Below are 19,486 nucleotides of genomic sequence, written 5' to 3'. Positions count from 1 at the left end.
TCACCGTTCGTGGTCGTGGCCGCCGGCAGCGGCGTCTTCGGCGTCGGCTTCGTGGGAGCGGTTTCCGGGGTCGTCGCCGTACGCGGCGCCCTCCAGCTCGCTCAGCACCTGTTCCTCCACGAGGTCCGCCAGGGCGGCGACGGTGCGGGAGACCAGGACGTCGCGGGGCGTGAGCGTGACGCCGAAGGCGTCGTTGGCGCGGGAGGCGACGAGCAGGGCGCGCAGGGAGTCGCCGCCGAGCAGGAACCAGTCGTCCTCGGCGCCCACGGTCGTCTCCAGGGTCTCCTCCCAGAGGGCCGCCAGCGCCTCCTCGGTGGGCGTGCGCGGTGCGACGTACTCGGGCCGCGCCCGCTCCTCGGCCGGGGCCGGTGCCGGGGCGGGCAGGGCGGCCCGGTCGGTCTTGCCGTTCTCGGTGAGCGGGAAGCGGTCCAGCACCATGAACGCCGAGGGGACCATGTGACCGGGCAGGAAGCGGGCGGCCAGCTCCCGCAGTGCGGTGGCGGTGGGCGGTTCGGCGCCCGGGGCCGTGAGCAGGTGGGCGACCAGCCGTGGCAGGCCCGGTTCGTCCTCGCGCACGGTCACCACGGCGTCCAGCACGCCCGGATGGCGGACCAGGGTCGCCTCGACCTCCCCCGCCTCGATGCGGTGGCCGCGCAGCTTCAGCTGGTGGTCGGTGCGGCCCAGATAGTGCAGTTCGCCCGCGCTGTCGCGGCGCACGAGGTCGCCGGTGCGGTACATGCGGGTGCCGGGCGGCCCGAACGGGTCGGCGCGGAACCGGGCGGCGGTCAGTCCGGGCCGGCCGAGGTAGCCGCGGGCCAACGCCGGGCCGGAGAGCCAGAGTTCACCGGCGACACCGTCGGGGACCGGTCGCAGCCGGGCGTCGAGGACGTAGGCGCGGGTGGCGGGCAGCGGGCGGCCGATGGGCGGTGCGGCGCCGTCCGCCTCCAGGGGTGCGGACCAGGTGGCGACGACGGTGGCCTCGGTGGGGCCGTAGGAGTTGACCATGCGGTGGTGCGGGGCCCAGCGGGCGACGAGTTCGGCCCCGCACGCGTCGGCGCCGACGATCAGCGTCTTCAGGTCGGGCAGGGTGCCGGGCGTGTCGGCGGGCAGGGTGGCGAGCGCGGCCGGGGGCAGCAGGGTGTGCGTGACCCGCCCGGCCCGCAGGACGTCGGCGAGCTGGGCGCCGAGCAGCGGTCCCGGCGGGGGCACGACGAGCCGGGCGCCGTGCGGCAGCGACATGCACAGCTCCAGCACGGACGCGTCGAAGCTGGGCGTGGCGAAGGCCAGGACCCGGTCCCCCGCGGTCACTTGGTAGTGGGCGGCCTCGGCGGCGGAGAACGCGGCGAGACCTCGGTGGGTGACGACGACGCCCTTGGGGGTGCCGGTGGAACCGGAGGTGTAGATGACGTAGGCCGGGTCGTCCGGGTCGAGCGGGCGGGTCCGGTCGGCGTCGCCGGGCCGGTGTCCGGGCACGTCGTCCGGCGGGGCGGCAAGCAGGTCCGCGATCTCCTTCGCGTCGAGGGTGAGGGCGGGCGCCGCGTCGCGCAGCATCAGGGCGATCCGCTCCTCGGGGTAGGCGGGATCGACGGGCAGGAACGCGGCGCCCGCCTTGGCCACCGCGAGCTGTGCCAGCACCATGTCCGCCGAGCGGGGCAGCAGCAGCGCGACGAGGTCGCCGGGTCCGGCGCCCCGGGCGATGAGCCGGTGGGCGAGCCGGTTGGCCCGCTCCTCGGCCTCCGCGAAGGTGAGGAGCGTGCCGGGCGCGTCGAGCGCGGGCGCGGTGGGCCACCGGTCGACGGCGGCTTCCACGAGCGCGGGCAGGGTGGCGGCGGGTACCGGGCCGAGGGCCGGGCGGGCCGGGCCGCGCAGCAGCCGGGCGCGCTGCTCGGGCGGCAGTACGTCGATGTCGTCCAGGCGGGCGGTGCCGTCGGAGGCGGCCAGGGCGTGCAGGGCGTGCAGCAGCTGCCCGGCCAGGGACCCGGCGGTGGCCGCGTCGAAGTACCGGGGGTCGTAGCCGAGTTCGACGGACAGCCGGTCGCCGGGCGAGACGACCACGGTGAGCGGGTAGTTGGTGGCCTCCCGGGCGTCCAGGTCCCGCAGGGCGAGCCCGTGCGCGCCGGCGGTCGCGTCGCCGACCGGATAGTTCTCGAAGACCACCAGACTGTCGAACAGCGCCGTGCCGGACGGCAGTTCGCTGAAGGCGTGCAGGGCGTTGAGGGGCAGGTGGTCGTGGCGGCGGTCCTCGGCCCGGGCCTCCTGCACCGCGCGCAGCCAGTCGGCGCAGGCGGCGGTGCCGTCGACCACGGTCCTGGCGGGCAGCGTGGTGATGAACAGGCCGGTGATGCCGTCGGCGCCCGGCAGGTCGGCGGGCCGCCCGGAGACGGTCGTGCCGAAGCACACCTCCCGCTCCCCGCTCCACCGCGCCAGCAGCAGCGCCCAGGCGCCCTGCACCAGCGTGTTGAGGGTGAGCCGGTGCCGGCGGGCGAACTCCTGGAGCTCGCCCGTGCGTTCGGCGTCCAGCCGCTGCGACAGCCAGGTGCCGGAGCGGGCCGTGGTGCCCGGTGCGGGCCTGCGGTCGTACGGCAGCGGGGTCGGCGTGCCGAAACCGGCCAGGACGCCGCGCCAGTGCTCCTGTGCCGGTCCGGTGTCGCGGGCGGCCAGCCAGCCGGCGTAGTCCGCGAACGGCCTGCGCTCGGGCAGCCGGGGCCGCTCGCCCCGGCTGAGGGCGGCGTGCGCGTTCATGACGTCGGACAGGACGTGGAAGACGCTCCAGCCGTCCAGCAGGACGTGGTGGAAGGTCCACACCACGCGCACCGCGTCGGGGCCGAGCCGGACGAGGGCGAGCCGCAGCAGCGGGGCCCGGTCCAGGGCGACGCCCCGGGCGCGCTCGTCGGCGAGCAGGCGCTCCAGCTCCGCGTCCCGCCGGTCCGCGGGCAGCCCGCTCCAGTCGCGCTCGGTGACCGGCAGGGGCACGCTCCGGTGGACGACCTGGAGCGGCACGGGGACGCCGTGCAGGGCGACGGAGGTGCGCAGCACGGGGGTGTGGTCGACCACGTGCTGCCAGGCCGCGGCCAGCACGCGCGGGTCGCGGGCGCCGTCCGCCACGAACGTGATCTGCTCCACGTACAGGCCGTGTTCGGCGTCGTCCAGGCCGTGCATCACCATGCCGGCCTGCGTGGGCGTGAGCGGGTACACGTCCGTGACGTCTGCTCCGGCGCCGACGAGCCGGTCGACGGCCGTCTGGTCCAGCGGCGCGAGCGGGAAGTCGGAGGGGGTGCGGCCGCCTGCGCCGGGTTCGGCGCAGTGCCGGACGATCGCGCGGAGTTCGTCGGCCAGTTCGGCCGCGAGCCGGGCGACGGTCTCCCGCCGGTGCACCTCGCGGGAGTAGGACCAGGTGAACTCCAGCCTGTCGTCGGCGACTCGGCCGAGGACGTCGAGGAGGTACGGCCGGTCCGCGGAGCGGTCCATGCCGCCGCTGAGGCCGCCGTGGGGCGCGTGCAGCAGGCCGCCCGGGGCGGGCGTGCCGTCCTGCCGGCCCAGGTAGTTGAAACAGACCGGCGGCAGGGCGGGCAGCCCGGGTCCGACCGTCGGGCGCAGGAAGCGCAGGGCGCCGTAGCCGAGTCCGCCGTGCGGTACGGCCCGCAGGTTCTCCTTGACGGCCTTCAGCACCGCGCCGGTACCGGCGTCCCGGGGCACGTCCAGGGCGACCGGGTACATCGCGGTGAACCAGCCGACGGTCCGGGCCAGGTCGACGTCCTCGAACATCTCCTCGCGGCCGTGACCCTCCAGGGTCACCGCCACCCGGTCCCGGCCGGTCCAGCGGGCCAGGACCCGGCCCAGCGCGCACAGCAGGACGTCGTTGACGCGGGTGCGGTAGGCGTCCGGCACGTCCTGGAGCAGCCGGCGCGTCTCCTCGGCGTCGAGAGATGCGGTCACGCTGTCCTCGTCGGCGACGGTGTTCGCGCCGCCGGGCCGGTCGGCGGGCAGCGCGGTGCCCGTGTCGAGCCCCTGCCAGTGGGCGAGTTCACCGTCGAAGCCGCCCGCCTCGGTGTGCGCGGCGAGCTGTCGGGCCCAGTCCCGGAAGGAGGTGCTCTTGGCACCGAGTGCGGGCCGTCGGCCGTCCCGCAGGGCGCGGTGGGCGAGGTCAAGGTCCTCCATGATCAGCCGCCAGGACACGGCGTCCACGACCAGGTGGTGGGCGGCCAGCAGCAGCACGGGCCGACCGCCGCCGTGCGGCCGGCACAGCGCGGCCCGCAGCAGCGGCCCGCCGGCCAGGTCGAACCCGGCGCCGAGGGCGGCGGCCACGTCGTGCGGCGCGGCCCCCCGGTGCACCTCCAGGTGCGGGGCCTCCTCCGCCGGCGCGACGCCGTACTGCCGCCACCGCCCGGCCCCGCCCGGCTCGAAGCGCAGCCGCAGCGCGTCGTGGTGCTCCAGTACGGCGGCCAGGGCGTCCCGCAGCAGACCCTCGTCCGGGTCCGTGGCCAGTTCCAAGGCGACCGTCTGGCTGAAGTGGGCGGGGTCGCCGGAGAGGCTGTCGAGGAGCCAGTGCTGTACGGGGGTGAGGGGGGCGTCGCCGGTGACCGGGCCCTGCTCGGCGACGGCCGTCGCGGCGCCGGGGCCGTCGGCGTCCGGCAACCGTTCGGCGGCGGCAGCGAGTTCGGCGAGGGTCTGGTGGGTGAACAGGTGCCGGGGGGTCAGGGCCAGACCGGCCCGGCGGGCGGCCGAGACGATCTGGATGCCGAGGACCGAGTCGCCGCCGAGCGTGAAGTAGTTGTCGTCGGCGCCGACTTCGGGCACACCGAGCACCTCCGACCAGATGCCCGCGAGGATCCGCTCCGCCTCGGTACGCGGCGGCCGGCCCGCCTCACCGGTGGCCGTGGCGGCCCACTCGGGCGCGGGCAGAGCCCGCCGGTCGAGCTTCCCGGTGGCGCCGAGCGGCAGCCGCTCCAGCGGGACGACGAGGGCGGGCACCAGGTGGTCGGGGAGGCTGCGGGCGAGGAAGGCACGCAGCTCGCCGGGGTCCGGCAGGGTTGCCGGGTGGCTGTCCGGTCCGGGCGCGCTGTTCGCTACGGGAACGGTGTGCGCCTCGGGGCCGGTCTCACCGTCGGGCCCGGGCGCGCCCGTTCCGCGGGGCACTCCACGGCCGCCGGCGCCGGCCTGGCCCCCGGGGTCCCGGGAAGGGGCCGGCCGGGGCACCGCGTACGCGACCAGGCGGCGGTGGCCGGCGTCCTCCACCACACGGGCCGCTGCCGCCGCCACGGCCGGGTGGCGGGCCAGCGCGGCCTCCAGTTCGCCGAGTTCGATGCGGAAGCCGCGCACCTTCACCTGGTCGTCGCCGCGGCCGAGGTAGACGAGGTCGCCGTCGGCCGTCCAGCGGACCAGGTCGCCGGTGCGGTACATGCGGCTGCCGGGCGGCCCGAACGGGTCGGGCAGGAAACGGCTCGCGGTCAGTCCGGGCCGGCGCAGATAGCCGCGGGCCACGCCGGTTCCGGCCAGGAACAGTTCGCCGGGCGCGCCGACGGGCACCGGGCGCATCCGCTCGTCCAGGACGTAGGCGCGGGCGCCACCGAGCGGCCTGCCGATGGGCGGGTCGCGGTCGGGGTCGGCCGGGTCGCAGGTGAAGGCGGTGGCGTAGACGGTGGCCTCGGTGGGGCCGTAGATGTTGCGCACCTGGCTTCCGGGGACGGCGTCGCGGACCCGGCGTACGGTCCGGGCGGGCAGGCCTTCCCCCGCGAGGACGACGGTGTCCGCCGTGATGTGCACGGCGTCCTCGGCGAGCAGCCGGTCCAGGGCCGACGGCACCGCGCTGAGCAGTCCGGCCCGCCAGGGGCCGGGGCGCTCGGCGAGGGCCAGCAGGTCGCGGACGACCTCCACGCAGCCGCCGGACAGCAGCGGCGAGAAGATCTCGAACACCGACACGTCGAAGTTGAGCGAGGTGGACGCCACCACATGGTGCAGGCCCCGGCCGGCGAACTCGGCCGCCGCCCAGTCGGCCAGGGCCAGCACGGACCCGTGGCTGACGACGACGCCCTTGGGGCGGCCGGTCGAGCCGGAGGTGTGGATGACGTAGGCGGGGTGGCCGGGCAGCAGCGGGCCGAGCCGTTCGCCGTCGCCGACCGGGGTGTCCGGCACGTCGGCGCCCGGGTCGGCGTCCAGCAGGATCCGGGTGAACGGTCCCTCCGGCAGCCGGCCGGCGGTCTCCGTGGCCGTGATCACGGCGTCGGGGCGTACGTCCTCGAAGAGGAACGCGACGCGCTCGGCCGGGTACTGAGGGTCGACCGGGAGATAGGCCGCGCCGCTCTTCAGCACCGCGAGGAGCGCCACGACCAGGTCGGCGGTGCGGGGCAGGCACAGGGCGACGAAGCGCTCGGGCCCGGCGCCTGCGGCGATGAGCAGGCGGGCCAGCCGGCTGGAGCGCGCGTCGAGTTCGCGATAGGTGAGGCACGTGTCGCCGTGGCGGACGGCCGGGGCGTCCGGGGTGCGCACGGCCTGCCGGCGGAACGCCTCGGGCAGGGTGTCGCGCGGTGCCTCGGCCACCCGGCCGCCGAACCGGTCCACCAGCGCCCGACCGGCGGCCGGGTCCAGCAGCGGCAGGTCGGCCAGGCGGCGCTCCGGGTCGGTGGCCATGCCGGTGAGCAGGGTGCGCAGGCTCTCGCCGAGCGCTTCCACCGTCGTGGCGTCGAACGCGGCCGGGTCGTAGTCCAGGTTCACGGCCAGGGTGTCCCCGGGCGCGACGACCACGCTGAGCGGGTAGTTGGTCGGCTCCAGGTCCCGCTCCTGCTCCATCGCCAGGCCGTGCCGGGCCAGCGCGCCCTCGTCGAAGGGGTAGTTCTCGAAGACGACGATGGAGTCGAACAGGTTGGTGCCGCCGGGCACTTCGCTCCACGACTGCACCTGGGCCAGGGGGACGAAATCGTGGCGGCGGGCCTCGGACTGGGCGGCCTGGAGGTCGCGCAGCCAGTCCGGCAGCATGCGTTGCCCGTCGACGCGGGCGCGGGTGGGCAGGGTGTTGATGAACAGGCCGACCATCGAGGTGACGCCCGGCAGTTCGGCGGGCCGCCCGGAGACGGTCGTACCGAACACCACGTCGTCACCCCCGCCGTAGCGGGACAGCAGCAGCGCCCAGGCGCCCTGGAGGACCGTGTTGAGGGTCAGGCCGGCCCGCTGCGCGGTGTCCCGCAGGCGCGCCGAGACGTCCGGGGCGAGGGTCATCCGCACCGACCCGGAGGAGGAGGCGCGGTGGGCCTCGGCGGGCCGCCGGTCCCGGGGCAGCTCGGTCGGGGCCGGGAATCCGGCGAGGGCTTCGCGCCAGTACCGTTCGGCCCGGCCGGTGTCCCGCCCGGCCAGCCAGCGCAGGTGGTCGGCGAAGGGCCGGCGCTCGGGCACCTGCGGACGGCGGCCGGAGGTGAGGGCCGCGTACCGCTCGCACACCTCGTCGAAGACCTGGGCCGCGCTCCAGCCGTCGAGCAGGACGTGGTGGAACGTCCACAGCAGGCGGACCCGGTCCGGTGCCAGCCGGATCAGCGTCAGCCGCATCAGGGGCGCGGTGCCCAGGTCGATGCCGGCCCGCCGGTCCTCGGTGAGCAGCCGGTCCAGCTCGCGCGCCTCGTCCTCGGCGGACCGTCCGGACCAGTCGAGGTGGGTGACGGGCACGGTGGCACGGTGCCGGACGACCTGGAGCGGTTCCGGGGTCTCCTGCCACACCAGACGGGTGCGCAGCACCGGGTTGGCGTCGGCGGTGTGCTGCCAGGCCTCGGCGAGCGCGTGCGGGTCGGTGACGCCGGACAGCACGAGCTGCACCTGGTTGACGTAGGTGCGGCCGGCGGGGTCCAGCAGGCTGTGGAAGAGCATGCCCGACTGCATCGGCGTCAGCGGGTAGACGTCGGCGACGTCCCGGCCGTCCCCGGCGATCCGGTCCACGGCGGTCTGGTCCAGGCGGGCCAGCGGGAAGTCCGACGGGGTGCGGCCGCCCGCGTCCGGGCGGGCGCAGTGGGCGACGATGTCGGTGAGGGCCCGCAGCATGCCCTCGGCGAGCGCGGTGACGGTCTCCTCGCGGTGCCGTCCGGCGCTGTAGTGCCAGGTGATCTCCAGCCGGTCGTCCTCGACCCGGGCCACGACGTCCAGCAGGTGCGGCCGCTCGGTGCCGGGCGCCTCCGCGCCGCCGAGGCCGCCGGGCACGGCCCCGATCAGGGTGCCGCCCTCGGCGGACCAGTCGAAGCGGCCCAGGTAGTTGAAGCTGACGCCGGGCGCGGGCGTGCCGGTGAGCCGCGCGTCGCGGACCAGGTGGCGCAGGACGCCGTGGCCGAGCCCCCGGTCGGGTACGGCGCGCAGCTGCTCCTTCACCGACTTCAGGGCGGTGCCCCAGTCGCCGGCCGGGACGGTCAGGGCGACCGGGAAGAGGGAGGTGAACCAGCCGACCGTGCGGGACAGGTCGACGTCCTCGAAGAGCTGGTCCTCGCGGCCGTGCCCCTCCAGGCCGACGGCGACGGTGTCGCGTCCGGTCCAGTCGGCGAGGACCCGGCTCAGCGCGGTGAGCAGGACGTCGTCGACGCGGGTGCGGTAGACGCCGGGGACGCGGCGCAGCAGGCCGTCGGTGCGGTCGCGGTCCAGCCGTACGGTCACCTCGCGGGTGTCGGTCGTGGTGGTGCCGGCGTCGCCGTCCACGGGGAGCGGGTCGGCGCAGGCCCGGGCGGCCTCCTCCCAGTGGGCGCGCCCGTCGGCGAAGACGTCGGCGCGGTCGCGCAGCCGGCGGGCCCACTCCCGCACGGAGGTGGTGCGGGCGGGCAGCCGTACGGGCTGTCCGGACGCGGCCTGCCGGTAGGCGCTCTCCAGGTCCTCCAGCAGGATCCGCCAGGAGACGCCGTCGACCACCAGGTGGTGGGCGATCAGCAGCAGCCGGGCGGGCCGGGCTGCGTCGGCGGTGAAGAGACGGGCGGTGAACAACGGGCCGGTGTCCAGGCGGAGTCCGGCGTGGGCCGCCGCCGTGACGAGCTCCTCGGCGCGGGCGTCGTGGACCTGGAGCAGCTCGGGGACCGGGCTGTCGTCGGCGGCGATGTCCTGGCGCCAGGCGTCGGCGTCGAGGACGAACCGGGCGCGCAGGGCGTCGTGGTGGGTCCACAGCGCGGTGAGGGCGCGGCGCAGGGCGTCCTCGTCCACCGGGCCGGCCGTCTCGATGACGACGGACTGGTTGAAGAAGTCGGGGTGCGCGGGGCGCGGGTCCAGGAACCAGTGCTGGATCGGGGTGAGGTCCGCCGGTCCGGCGACCGGTTCGGTACCGGCGACGGCGGGCGCGGCATCGCCGCCCGAAGCGGCCAGTTCGGCCACCGTGGGGTGCCGGAAGAGATCGCGCGGGGTGAGGGTGAGCCCGGCGGCCCGCGCCCGGGAGACCACTTGGATGCTGAGGATGGAGTCGCCGCCCAGCATGAAGAAGTTGTCCTCGACGCCTACCTGTTCGAGGCCGAGCAGCTCGGCCCAGATCCCGGCGAGGATGCGCTCGGTCTCGGTGCGCGGGGCGCGGTGGGCCCGCTCGGCGCCGGCCGACCAGTCGGGTGCGGGCAGCCGCCGCCGGTCGACCTTGCCGTTGGCGGTCAGCGGCAGCTCCGGAACGGTGACGAACGCGGCGGGCAGCATGTAGTCGGGCAGCCCGGCCGCGAGGTGGGCGCGCAGTTCGGCGGCCGGCGGCAGCGCGGCGCCCCCGGCCGGCACGAGGTGGGCGGCCAGCCGCTTGCGTCCGGCGTCCTCGTACAGGGAGACGACGGCCTCGGCGACGCCGGGGTGGGCGGTGAGCCGGGCCTCGATCTCGGCGGGCTCGACGCGGAAGCCTCGGATCTTGATCTGGTCGTCCGCGCGGCCGACGAAGTGCAGCTCGCCGTCGGCGCTCCAGCGCACGATGTCGCCGGTGCGGTACATCCGGGTGCCGGGCGGGCCGAAGGGGTCGGCGACATAGCGGGCGGCGGTCGCCCCGGGCCGGCCGGCGTAGCCCCGGGCCAGGCCGGCGCCGGCGATGTACAACTCACCCGGTATGCCCGGTGGTTGGGGCTGGAGGGCGGCGTCCAGGACGTACACGCGGGTGTTGTCCAGCGGCCGTCCGATGGGCAGGACGGCGGGCAGCGGGTCGCCGGAGCGGAAGGCACGGCGGGTCGCGAAGGTGGTGGTCTCGGTGGGGCCGTAGCCGTCCACGACGGTCAGGCCCGGGCAGGCGTCCAGCACCCGGCGCACGACCGCGCCCGGCACGGCCTCGCCGCCCGTCCACACCTCGCGGGCGCCGCGCAGGCACCCGGGGTCCTCCTGGGCCAGCAGGCGGAACAGCCCCGCCGTCAGCCACAGGCAGGTCACGCCCTGCTCGGTGACGGCACGGCGGACCAGGGCGGCGTCCAGGTCGGCGGGCGGGGCGAGCACGGCCGTGCCCCCGCGCAGCAGCGGCACCCACACCTCGTAGGTGGCGGCGTCGAAGGCGTGCGGCGAGTGCACGAGGACCCGGTCGTGGCCGGCGAAGACCCGGTCCAGGGCGAGCGCGACGACGTCCCGCTGACGCACGGCGACGCCCTTGGGGGTGCCCGTGGAGCCCGAGGTGAACATCAGGTACTGGACGTTGTCGGGGTGCACGGCGTGGGCGGGGGCCGCGGGGCCGTCCGTGCCGGAGGTCTCGTCCACGCGCACGACGCCGTCGGCGGGCAGCACCTCCCGGGCCGTCCCCTCCCACCCGGCGTCGGTGAGCAGCAGTCCGGCCCCGGCCTCGGTGAGCATGCGGCGCAGCCGCTCGACGGGTGCCCGGCCGTCCAGCGGCACGTACACCCCGCCGGTGCGGACGAGCGCCAGCTGTGTGACGACCAGTTCCACGGAACGGTCCATGAGCACCCCGACCGGGCGCTCCGGCCGTACGCCGAGCCCTGTCAGCCGTGCCGCCAACTGCCCGGCTCTCTGGTCGAGTTGGCGGTAGGTCACGCGCTCTTCACCGGCCTCCACGGCCACCGCGTCGGGAGTGCGGCGCACCTGCCCGGCGAAGAGGTCCGCGACGGTGGTGTCGGGGAGACCGGTGGCGGTGTCGTTCCAGGCGCTCAGCACCTGTGCGCGGCGGTCCGGGGTGAGCAGCGGGAGCCGGGCGGGCGGGCGGGCGGAGCCGGTGGGCATCCCGGCGAGCAGGACGGTGAGGTACTCGGCCATCCGCTCGGCCGTGCCGCCGTCGAACAGCTCGGGGTCGTACCCGAGGCGCAGGGCCAGCTCGGTGCCCGGGTAGGCGGTGAGGCTCAGCGGGTAGTTGGTGGTCTCGATGCCCTCCAGGCCGCTCAGGCGCAGTCCGTGGGCGGCGGCGAGGTCGTCGTCCACCGGGTAGTTCTCGAAGACGACGATGCTGTCGAACAGGCCGACCCTTTCGGGGAGTTCGGTGAACGTCCGCATCCGGGTGAGGGCCAGGTGGTCGAAGCGCCGGTCCTCGCTCTGGTCGTGCTGGAGCGCGCGCAGCCAGTCGAGCAGGGTGCCGTGGTCCGGGACGGTGACTCGGGTGGGCAGGGTGGTGATGAACAGGCCGGTCATGGCCTCGGCGCCGGGCAGCTCGGGCGGCCGTCCGGACACGGTGGTGCCGAACACCACCTCGTCCCGTCCCGCCTGCCGGGCCAGCAGCAGCGCCCAGGCGCCCTGCACGAGGGTGTTCAGGGTCAGGCCGGAGGCACGGGCCAGCTCCTCCAGCGCCCGGCTGGTGGCCGCGGGCAGCGTCACCCGGACGGCGTGCGTGGACTCGGCGCGGTGGGCCTCGCGCGGCTCACGGTCGTACGGCAGCGGGGTGGCCTCGGTCAGACCGGACAGGCGCAGCCGCCAGTGTCGTTCGGCGGCGTCCGGGTCGCGCCGGCGCAGCCAGCTCACGTAGTCGCGGTGGGGCGGGCGGTCCGGGAGGGTGCCGGGGTCGCCGCCGGCGTGGTGGGCGAAGACGTCCGTGAGCACCTGGAACAGGCTCCAGCCGTCCAGGAGCAGGTGGTGGAAGGACCACACCACGCGCACCTCGGTGTCGGAGAGGCGGGCGAGGAGCAGCCGTTGGAGCGGGGCCCGGCCGAGGTCGATGCCGTCCGCGCGGTCGCGGGCCAGTACGTCGTCCAGCCGGGCGCGGCGCTCGTCGGCGGTCAGGTCGCGCCAGTCCAGGTGGGTGACCGGGACGGCCGCGTGGCGCAGCACCACCAGCAGCGGCTCGGGCACGTCCTGCCACACGACCCGGGCCCGCAGCACCTCGGTGCGGTCGCTGACGTGCTGCCAGGCGGCGGCGAGGGCCCGTGGGTCGGGCACGCCGTCCAGGACGAAGGTGAGCTGCTGGAAGTAGACACCGCGGTCGTCCTGGGAGAGACCGTGGAAGAGCATGCCCGCCTGGGTGGGCGTGAGCGGGTACACGTCCGCGACCGCCGCCGGATCGGCGCCGGTGATCCGGTCCACGGCGGCCTGGTCGAGCCGGGCGAGCGGGAAGTCGGACGGGGTGCGCCCGGCGGCGCCGGGCCGGGTGGCGTGCCGGGCCAGGTCGGCGAGCGCGTCGGCGAAGCGGTCCGCCAGGTCCGCGACCGTCTCCTCCTGGTGCAGCCGATCGGAGTAGAACCAGGTGAACTCCAGACTGCCGCCGACGAGTTGGCCGACGACCTCCAGGGCGTGCGGACGTGCGGCCGCCGGGTCGGCGTCCAGCTCCAGCGGCCGGACGGTGCCCCGGCAGAGCCCGTCGGGGTCCTCCGCCGGCTCCATCCGGCCCAGGTAGTTGAAGCTGACCTGCGCCTCCGGGGTGCGCGGCGCCGCACCGGGGTCCGCCAGGTGGCGCAGCGCGTCATGGCCCAGACCGTGCCGGGGTACGGCGCGCAACTGCTCCTTGACCCGCTTGAGCACGGCGTCCCAGCCGGCGTCCTCGGGGACGGCGAGGGCGACGGGGTACCGGGTGGTGAACCAGCCGACCGTGCGGCTGATGTCCAGTTCGGGGAAGAGTTCCTCCCGGCCGTGCCCCTCGACGTCGACCACCACCCGGTCCCGGCCGGTCCAGGCGCACAGCGCCCGGCCGAGGGCGCTGAGCAGGACGTCGTTGGCCTGGGTGCGGTAGGTGTCGGGCAGGGTGCGCAGCAGGGCGGAGGTGTCCTCGGGGCTCAGGCGCACGGTGACGGCGCGCTGTGAGGCGTAGGTGCCGGTGCCTCCCGGCGGCACCGCGGGTCCGGTCTCCGGGACGGCCCGGGCCCAGTACTCCCGTTCGTCGTCGAAGCCGCCCTCCGCCGCGTGCGCGGCCAGCCGGCGGGCCCACTCCCGCAGGGGCGAGGACTTCGCGGGCAGCGCCGCCGCGCCGTCGTCGCCGGCCCGGCGGGCCCGGTAGGCCCGGTCCAGGTCCTCCAGCAGCACCCGCCAGGACACCCCGTCGACCACCAGGTGGTGGACGGCGAGGTGCAGCACGCGCCGTCCGCTGCCATGGTCGTGCAGCACGGCCCGCAGCAGCGGACCCCGGGCGAGGTCGAAGGGGCCGAAGTGGGGGGTGTCCGTGTCCGGGCCGGTGTGATGGGCCAGGCGGATGCGAGGCGTCCGGTCCTCGATGTGCCAGCGGGCGCCCGGGCCGGTGTCGTCGGTGACGAAGCGGGAGCGCAGGGCGTCGTGGTGGCCGACCAGGTCGTTCAGCGCCTCTTCCAGCGCGGCCGGTTCCAGGTCGTCCGGCACGTGGACGGACAGCGCCTGGGCGTAGTGGCCGGCGCGTTCGGCGGCGGTGCCGAACAGCCAGTGCTGGATGGGTGTCAGGGGGGCCGGGCCGGTGGCCGGCTCCGGGGCCGGAGTGGCCTCGCGGGGGCCTCGGGCGGCGTCCGCGCAGCGGGCGAGGGCGGCGACCGTCTGGTGCCGGTAGACGTCCCGGGAGGTCAGGGACAGCCCCTCCTGCCGGGCGCGGGCCACCACCTGGATGCTGAGGATGGAGTCGCCGCCGAGTTCGAAGAAGTTGTCGTCGACGCCGACGCGTTCCACGCGCAGCACCTCGGCCCAGATCGCGGCGAGCGCGCGTTCGGTGGGCGTGCGGGGCGCGACATGCCGTACCGCGCGCACGGCGGGGCCCGGGTCGGGGAGCCGGGCGCGGTCGAGCTTGCCGTTCGGGTTGAGCGGCAGGGCGTCGAGCACGACGACGGCCGACGGCACCATGGAGGCGGGCAGCGTACGGCCGAGTTCCCGGCGTACGGCCTCCGGTTCGACCCGCTGCCCGGTGGCCGGGACGACGTAGCCGGCCAGGCGCCGGTGGCCGTCGGCGCCGGCGGTGACGGTGGCCGCCGCCTCGGCGACGCCCGCGCAGCGGCGCAGCGCCTCCTCCACCTCGCCCAGTTCGATCCGGAAGCCGCGCACCTTGACCTGCTGGTCGATCCGGCCGACGTACTCCAGAGCGCCGTCGGCGCGACGGCGCACCAGGTCGCCGGTGCGGTACATGCGCTCCCCCGGCGCGCCGAACGGATCGGCGACGAACCGGGCGGCGGTCAGTCCGGGCCGATGCAGGTAGCCGCGGGCCAGTCCACCGCCGCCGAGGTACAACTCGCCGGTGACGCCGACCGGTTGGGGCCGCAGGGAGCCGTCGAGGACATAGGCCCTCGTGAGCGCCACGGGTCCGCCGATGGGCGGGGCCTGCTCCGGCAGCCGGTCACCGGCGAACCAGGCGGTGGCGTACACGGTGGCCTCGGTGGGCCCGTAGATGTTGGCGACACGGCATTCGGGCAGGGCGGCGCGCAGGTCGTGCAGCGTCTGTGCGGGCAGGGCCTCCCCGGCCAGGACGACGGTGTCCGCGGTGACGGGTGCCGTACCGCTCGCGATCAGGCGGGAGACGACCGACGGCACCGCGCTGAGCAGCCCGGCGCGCCGGGGGCCGGTGCCGTCGGCGAGGGCCGGCAGATCGGGGACCACCTCGACGGTGCCGCCGGCCGTCAGCGGGCACAGCAGCTCGAACACGGAGACGTCGAAGTTGAGGGAGGTGGAGGCGATCACGTGGTCCAGGCCGGCGGCCCCGAACCGCTCCTTCGTCCACGCGGCCAGCGCGGCGACCGTGCGGTGGGTGACGACGACCCCCTTGGGGCGGCCGGTCGAACCGGAGGTGTAGATGACGTACGCGGGGTGGTCCGGCAGCAGCGGCCGGGGACGGTCGGCGTCGGCGAGGTCCGTGTCGGGCACGGCCGGGTCGGCGCAGTCCTCCAGGAGCAGGGGGGCGCAGTCGGCGGGCAGGGCGGAGGCGGTCTCCCGGGTGGCGAGGACGAGGGCGGGCCGGGCGTCGGCGAGCATGAGGCGGACGCGCTCGGCCGGATAGCCGGGGTCGACGGGGAGATAGCCCGCGCCCGAGGCGAGCACCGCCCACAGCACGGGCACGAGGTCGGCGGTGCGCGGCAGGCACAGCGCCACCAGGGACTCCGGGCCCGCGCCGCGCGCGAGGAGCTGCCGGGCCAGCCGGTTGGCGCGCCGGGCGACCTCGGCGTAGTCCAGCCGGACCGGGCCGCAGATCACGGCGGTACGGTCCGGGGTGCGGGCCGCCTGGGCGCGGAACAGGTCGGGCAGCGTGCTGTGACGGGTGTCCCGGGACCGGCGGGCGGGCGGGTTCCAGGTGTCCACCAGGGTGCGCTGCTCCTCGGCCGAGAGCATGGGCAGCTCGGCCAGTGTGCGACCCGGTCCGTCCGCCATGCCCTCCAGCAGGCGGTGCAGATGGGCGGTCAGCCGGGCCACGGTGGCGGCGTCGAACAGGTCCGTGTTGAACTCGGCGGTCAGCACGCAGCCGCCGTCGGGGTCCGCGGAGAACTCCAGGACCAGGTCGAAGCGGGCCGCCGGGCGGGGCAGCGGGTGCTCGGCGAGGCGCAGCCCGCCGGACAGCGGGGGCACGGGCAGGGCGGTCTGCTGCACGACGAGGGCCTGCACCAGCGGGGTGCGGCTCGGGTCGCGGGGCGGGGCCAGCTCCTCGACCACCCGGTCGAACGGCACCCCGTCGTGGGCGAAGGCGTCCAGCACGGTCGCCCGCATGCTCTCCACGAACCGGTCCACGGTGGCCCGTTCGTCGACCTCGCCCCGCAGCACCACCGTGTTGGCGAAGAAGCCCGGCACGTCCTCCAGGTCGCGCCGGCCGCGCCCGGTGGTGACGGTGCCGAACGCGACGTCCCGCTGCCCCGAGTAGCGGGAGAACAGCAGCGCGGCGGCCCCCGCGAAGAGGGTGAACACCGTGGTGCCCCGCCCTGCCGCCAACTGCCGCAGCCGGGTCACCAACTCAGCGGGCAGCGGGTGCCGGTGGGCCGCTCCGGAGGTGGTGCGCACGGCGGGACGCGGCCGGTCGGTGGGCAGCTCAAGTTGCTGCATCCCCGTCAGGTGCCGTCTCCAGTAGGCCAGGTCGGCGGCATCGGCCTCCGTGGCCCGCCGCCGGTGCTCCCACACGGCGAAGTCCGGGTACTGCACGGCCGGTTGGGGCAGGCCGTCGGGCTCGCCGGTGGTCTCCGCGTGGTGGAGGGCGGCGAGCTCGCGGGTGAGGATGCCCACCGACCAGCCGTCGGTGACGATGTGGTGCTGGGCCAGGAGCAGCAGGTGGTCCTCGGGGGCGAGCCGGACGAGCAGCGCGCGGGTGAGCGGACCGGCCGCCAGGTCGAAGGGACGGCCCAGTTCCTCGGTGAGCAGCGCCTCCGCCGCGTCCGAGCGGCGCGCTTCGGGTACGTCGGTGAGGTCGGCCGTGCGCAGGGGCAGGTGGGGCTCCGGCGCGACACGCTGGGCGCCCTGCCCGTCGGCCGTGGTGAAGGTGGTGCGCAGGGAGGCGTGGCGGGCGGCGAGGCGGCGCAGGGAGCGGCGCAGCGCGTCGGGGTCCAGGGGGCCGCGCAGCCGCAGGGACACGCCGGTGTTGTACTCGGTGCCGCCCTCGGTGAGGTCGTCCAGGTACCAGAGCCGCCGCTGCGCGCTGGACAGCGGCAGGGTGCCGTCGAGGGGCGCCGGCGGTATCGGCTCCGGTGGTGCGGCGGCCGACGGGTCGCCCAGCAGGGGGGCCAGGGCGGCGATCGTCCGCGCGGTGAAGACGTCCCGGACGGTCAGCCGGACACCCAGTTCGTCCCGGATCCGGGCCAGTGCGCGGGCGGCGAGGATCGATTCGCCGCCGAGGTCGAGGAAGTCGTCCGTCACACCGACGGCGTCGACACCCAGCACCTCCGCCCAGATCCGGGCGAGGGCCCGCTCGCCCGCCGTACGCGGCGCGACATGCCCCTCCGTGACGGTCCGCTCCGGCGCGGGCAGGGCCCGCCGGTCGATCTTGTGCTGCGGGGTGAGCGGCATCCGGTCGAGGACCACGATGGCCGACGGCACCATGTGGGCGGGCAGTACGGCGGCCACGGCCGAACGGAGAGCCGCCGGGTCGAGGGGGTGCGGGTGGGCGGAGGGGTCAGAGGGGCCGGAGAGGGAGACGGCGGGGGCTGTGGGCGCGCCCGCGGTGACGACGGCGTCCGAGTCCGCCGGGACGGGCGAGGTGGCGGGCGCGTCCGAGTCGGCGTGGACGGTCGAGGTGGTGGGCGCCTCCGAGTCAGCGGGGACCGGTGAGGTGGGAGGGGCCTGCGAGTCAGCAGGAACCGGCGACGTGGCGGGGGCCTCCAAGGCCACCGGGATGGACGAGGTCGCAGGGTCCTCCGGGCCAGCCGGAACCGGCGAAGTGGCGGCGGCCCCCGAGTCGGCCGGAACCGGCGAGGTGGCGGAGGCGGTGGACGTCGGCTGTCCGGCCGGAGTCACGTAGCCGACCAGGCGTTGATGGCCCGGCTCGTCCTCCCGGACCACGACCACCGCCTCCCCGACGCTCCCGGCGCCGGCGCGCCGCAACGCCGCCTCGATCTCGCCCGGTTCGACGCGGAAGCCCCGGATCTTCACCTGCCGGTCCAGCCGGCCCAGGAATTCCAGTTCCCCGTCGGCGGTCCAGCGCGCCCGGTCCCCGGTGCGGTAAAGACGGGCGCCGGGCGGCCCGAAGGGGTCGGCGACGAACCGGACCGCGGTCAGGCCCGGACGGCCCAGGTAGCCACGGGCCACCGCGTCGCCACCGATGAACAACTCGCCGTCCGCACCGGCCGGTACGGGGCGCAGCCCGGCGTCGAGGACGTACACCCGCGTGTGCGGCAGGGCGCCGCCGATCGTCGGCGTACCCTGGCCGGCGGTGAGCGGTCCGGTCCAGGTGGCGACAATAGTCGCCTCGGTCGGGCCATAGGAGTTGATCATGCGGCGACCGGGTGCCCAGCGGTCGACCAGTTCGGCGGGGCAGGCTTCGGCGCCCACGATCAGCGTGCGCAGCCGGCGGGCGGTGCCCTGTCCGGGGTCCGGCAGGGTGGCCAGCGCGGCGGGCGGGATGAGGGCGTGGGTGATGCGGTGCTCGTCCAGGACCGCGGCGAGTTCGTCGCCGAGCCAGGGGCCGTGCGGCGGTACGACGAGGGTGGCGCCGGACAGGACGGAGGCGCACAGCTCCAGTACGGAGGCGTCGAAGCTCGGCGAGGAGAACTGGAGGACACGGTCGCCGGGGCCCACCGCGTACCGTTCGGCGGCGGCCGCGGTGAAGCCGCCGATGCCTCGGTGGGTGACGGTCACGCCCTTGGGGGTACCGGTGGAACCGGACGTGTAGATGACGTAGGCGGCGTGGTCGGCGTCGACCTGGGCCTGCGTACCGGCCGCGTCTCCTGGGCTGTTCCCGGTGTCCAGCAACTCGCGGACCCGGCGCGGATCGTCGAGGGTGACGGCGGGCGCGGCGTCGGCGAGCATCAGCGCGCGGCGCTCGGCGGGATAGGCCGGGTCCACGGGCAGGAAGGCGGCGCCTGCCCGGGTGACGGCCAGCTCCGCCGCGATCAGCTCCATGGAGCGCGGCAGGACCAGGGCCACGACCCGGTCGGGTCCGGCTCCTCGCCGGGTCAGGTGTACGGCCAACCGGTCGGCGCGAGCGGCCAGTTCGCGGTAGCTCCAGGTCCGCCGGCCGTCGGTGAGCGCCGGCGCGTCCGGGGTGCGGGCCACCCACGCGGTGAACAGCTCGCCGAGCGTCGGGCACGCCGGAGCCGCCGCGCTCTCCGACGCGCCGGCGGCGGGGCCGGCCTGCGGCGGCAGGGAGGACGCCGGTGCGGGCTTGTCGTGCAGGTCCGTCATGGGTGAAGTCCTTTGGAGAGCGGGACGATGCGGCGCGCCGGGTGTGCGCGGAAGGTGCGGTGCGGCATGCGGGGGCCGACCGGGTGCCCGGCACCGGGGCGACCGGCGAGCGGAAGGGCCACGTGCCCGGTGACGGCCACCGGTCCGGGCAGGCGACGGCGAGGTGACCTGGCCGATGCGGGGACGACCCGGCCGGTGACCGTGGCCGCCGGGGCCGGGAGCACCCCGCCACCAGCGGTACCGACCGGAAGCAAGACCGGCGCCAGGCCCGAGGGGCCCGGACAGGATCGTCCCCGGGGCCACCCGAGCCGTGGGGAGACGAGCCCGGGCCGGGCACCGGAGCAGTCGCCGGACCGGCACCGCCGAACCACGGCCCGAGGGCCGAGTCCGCCAAGGC

At 76.1% G+C, this 19,486-nt stretch carries 1 protein-coding gene; it reads right to left on the bottom strand.

All coding sequences use genetic code 11. The features are described 5' to 3' along the window. Complete coding sequence (locus OO52_RS52430; protein WP_063738766.1) at positions 1 to 19,089, bottom strand: non-ribosomal peptide synthetase; 19,089 nt, start codon at positions 19,087 to 19,089, stop codon at positions 1 to 3. Positions 19,090 to 19,486: the final 397 nt, after the last annotated feature.

It is taken from the genome of Streptomyces flaveolus, from assembly GCF_000716535.1.
Lineage (GTDB): Bacteria > Actinomycetota > Actinomycetes > Streptomycetales > Streptomycetaceae > Streptomyces > Streptomyces flaveolus_A.
This window is presented reverse-complemented; position numbering and strand designations above follow the sequence as displayed.

Coding starts and splice junctions, on each gene's coding strand:
- OO52_RS52430 (WP_063738766.1), bottom strand. CDS start 19,089: ATGACGGACCTGCACGACAAGCCCGCACCGGCGTCCTCCCTGCCGCCG.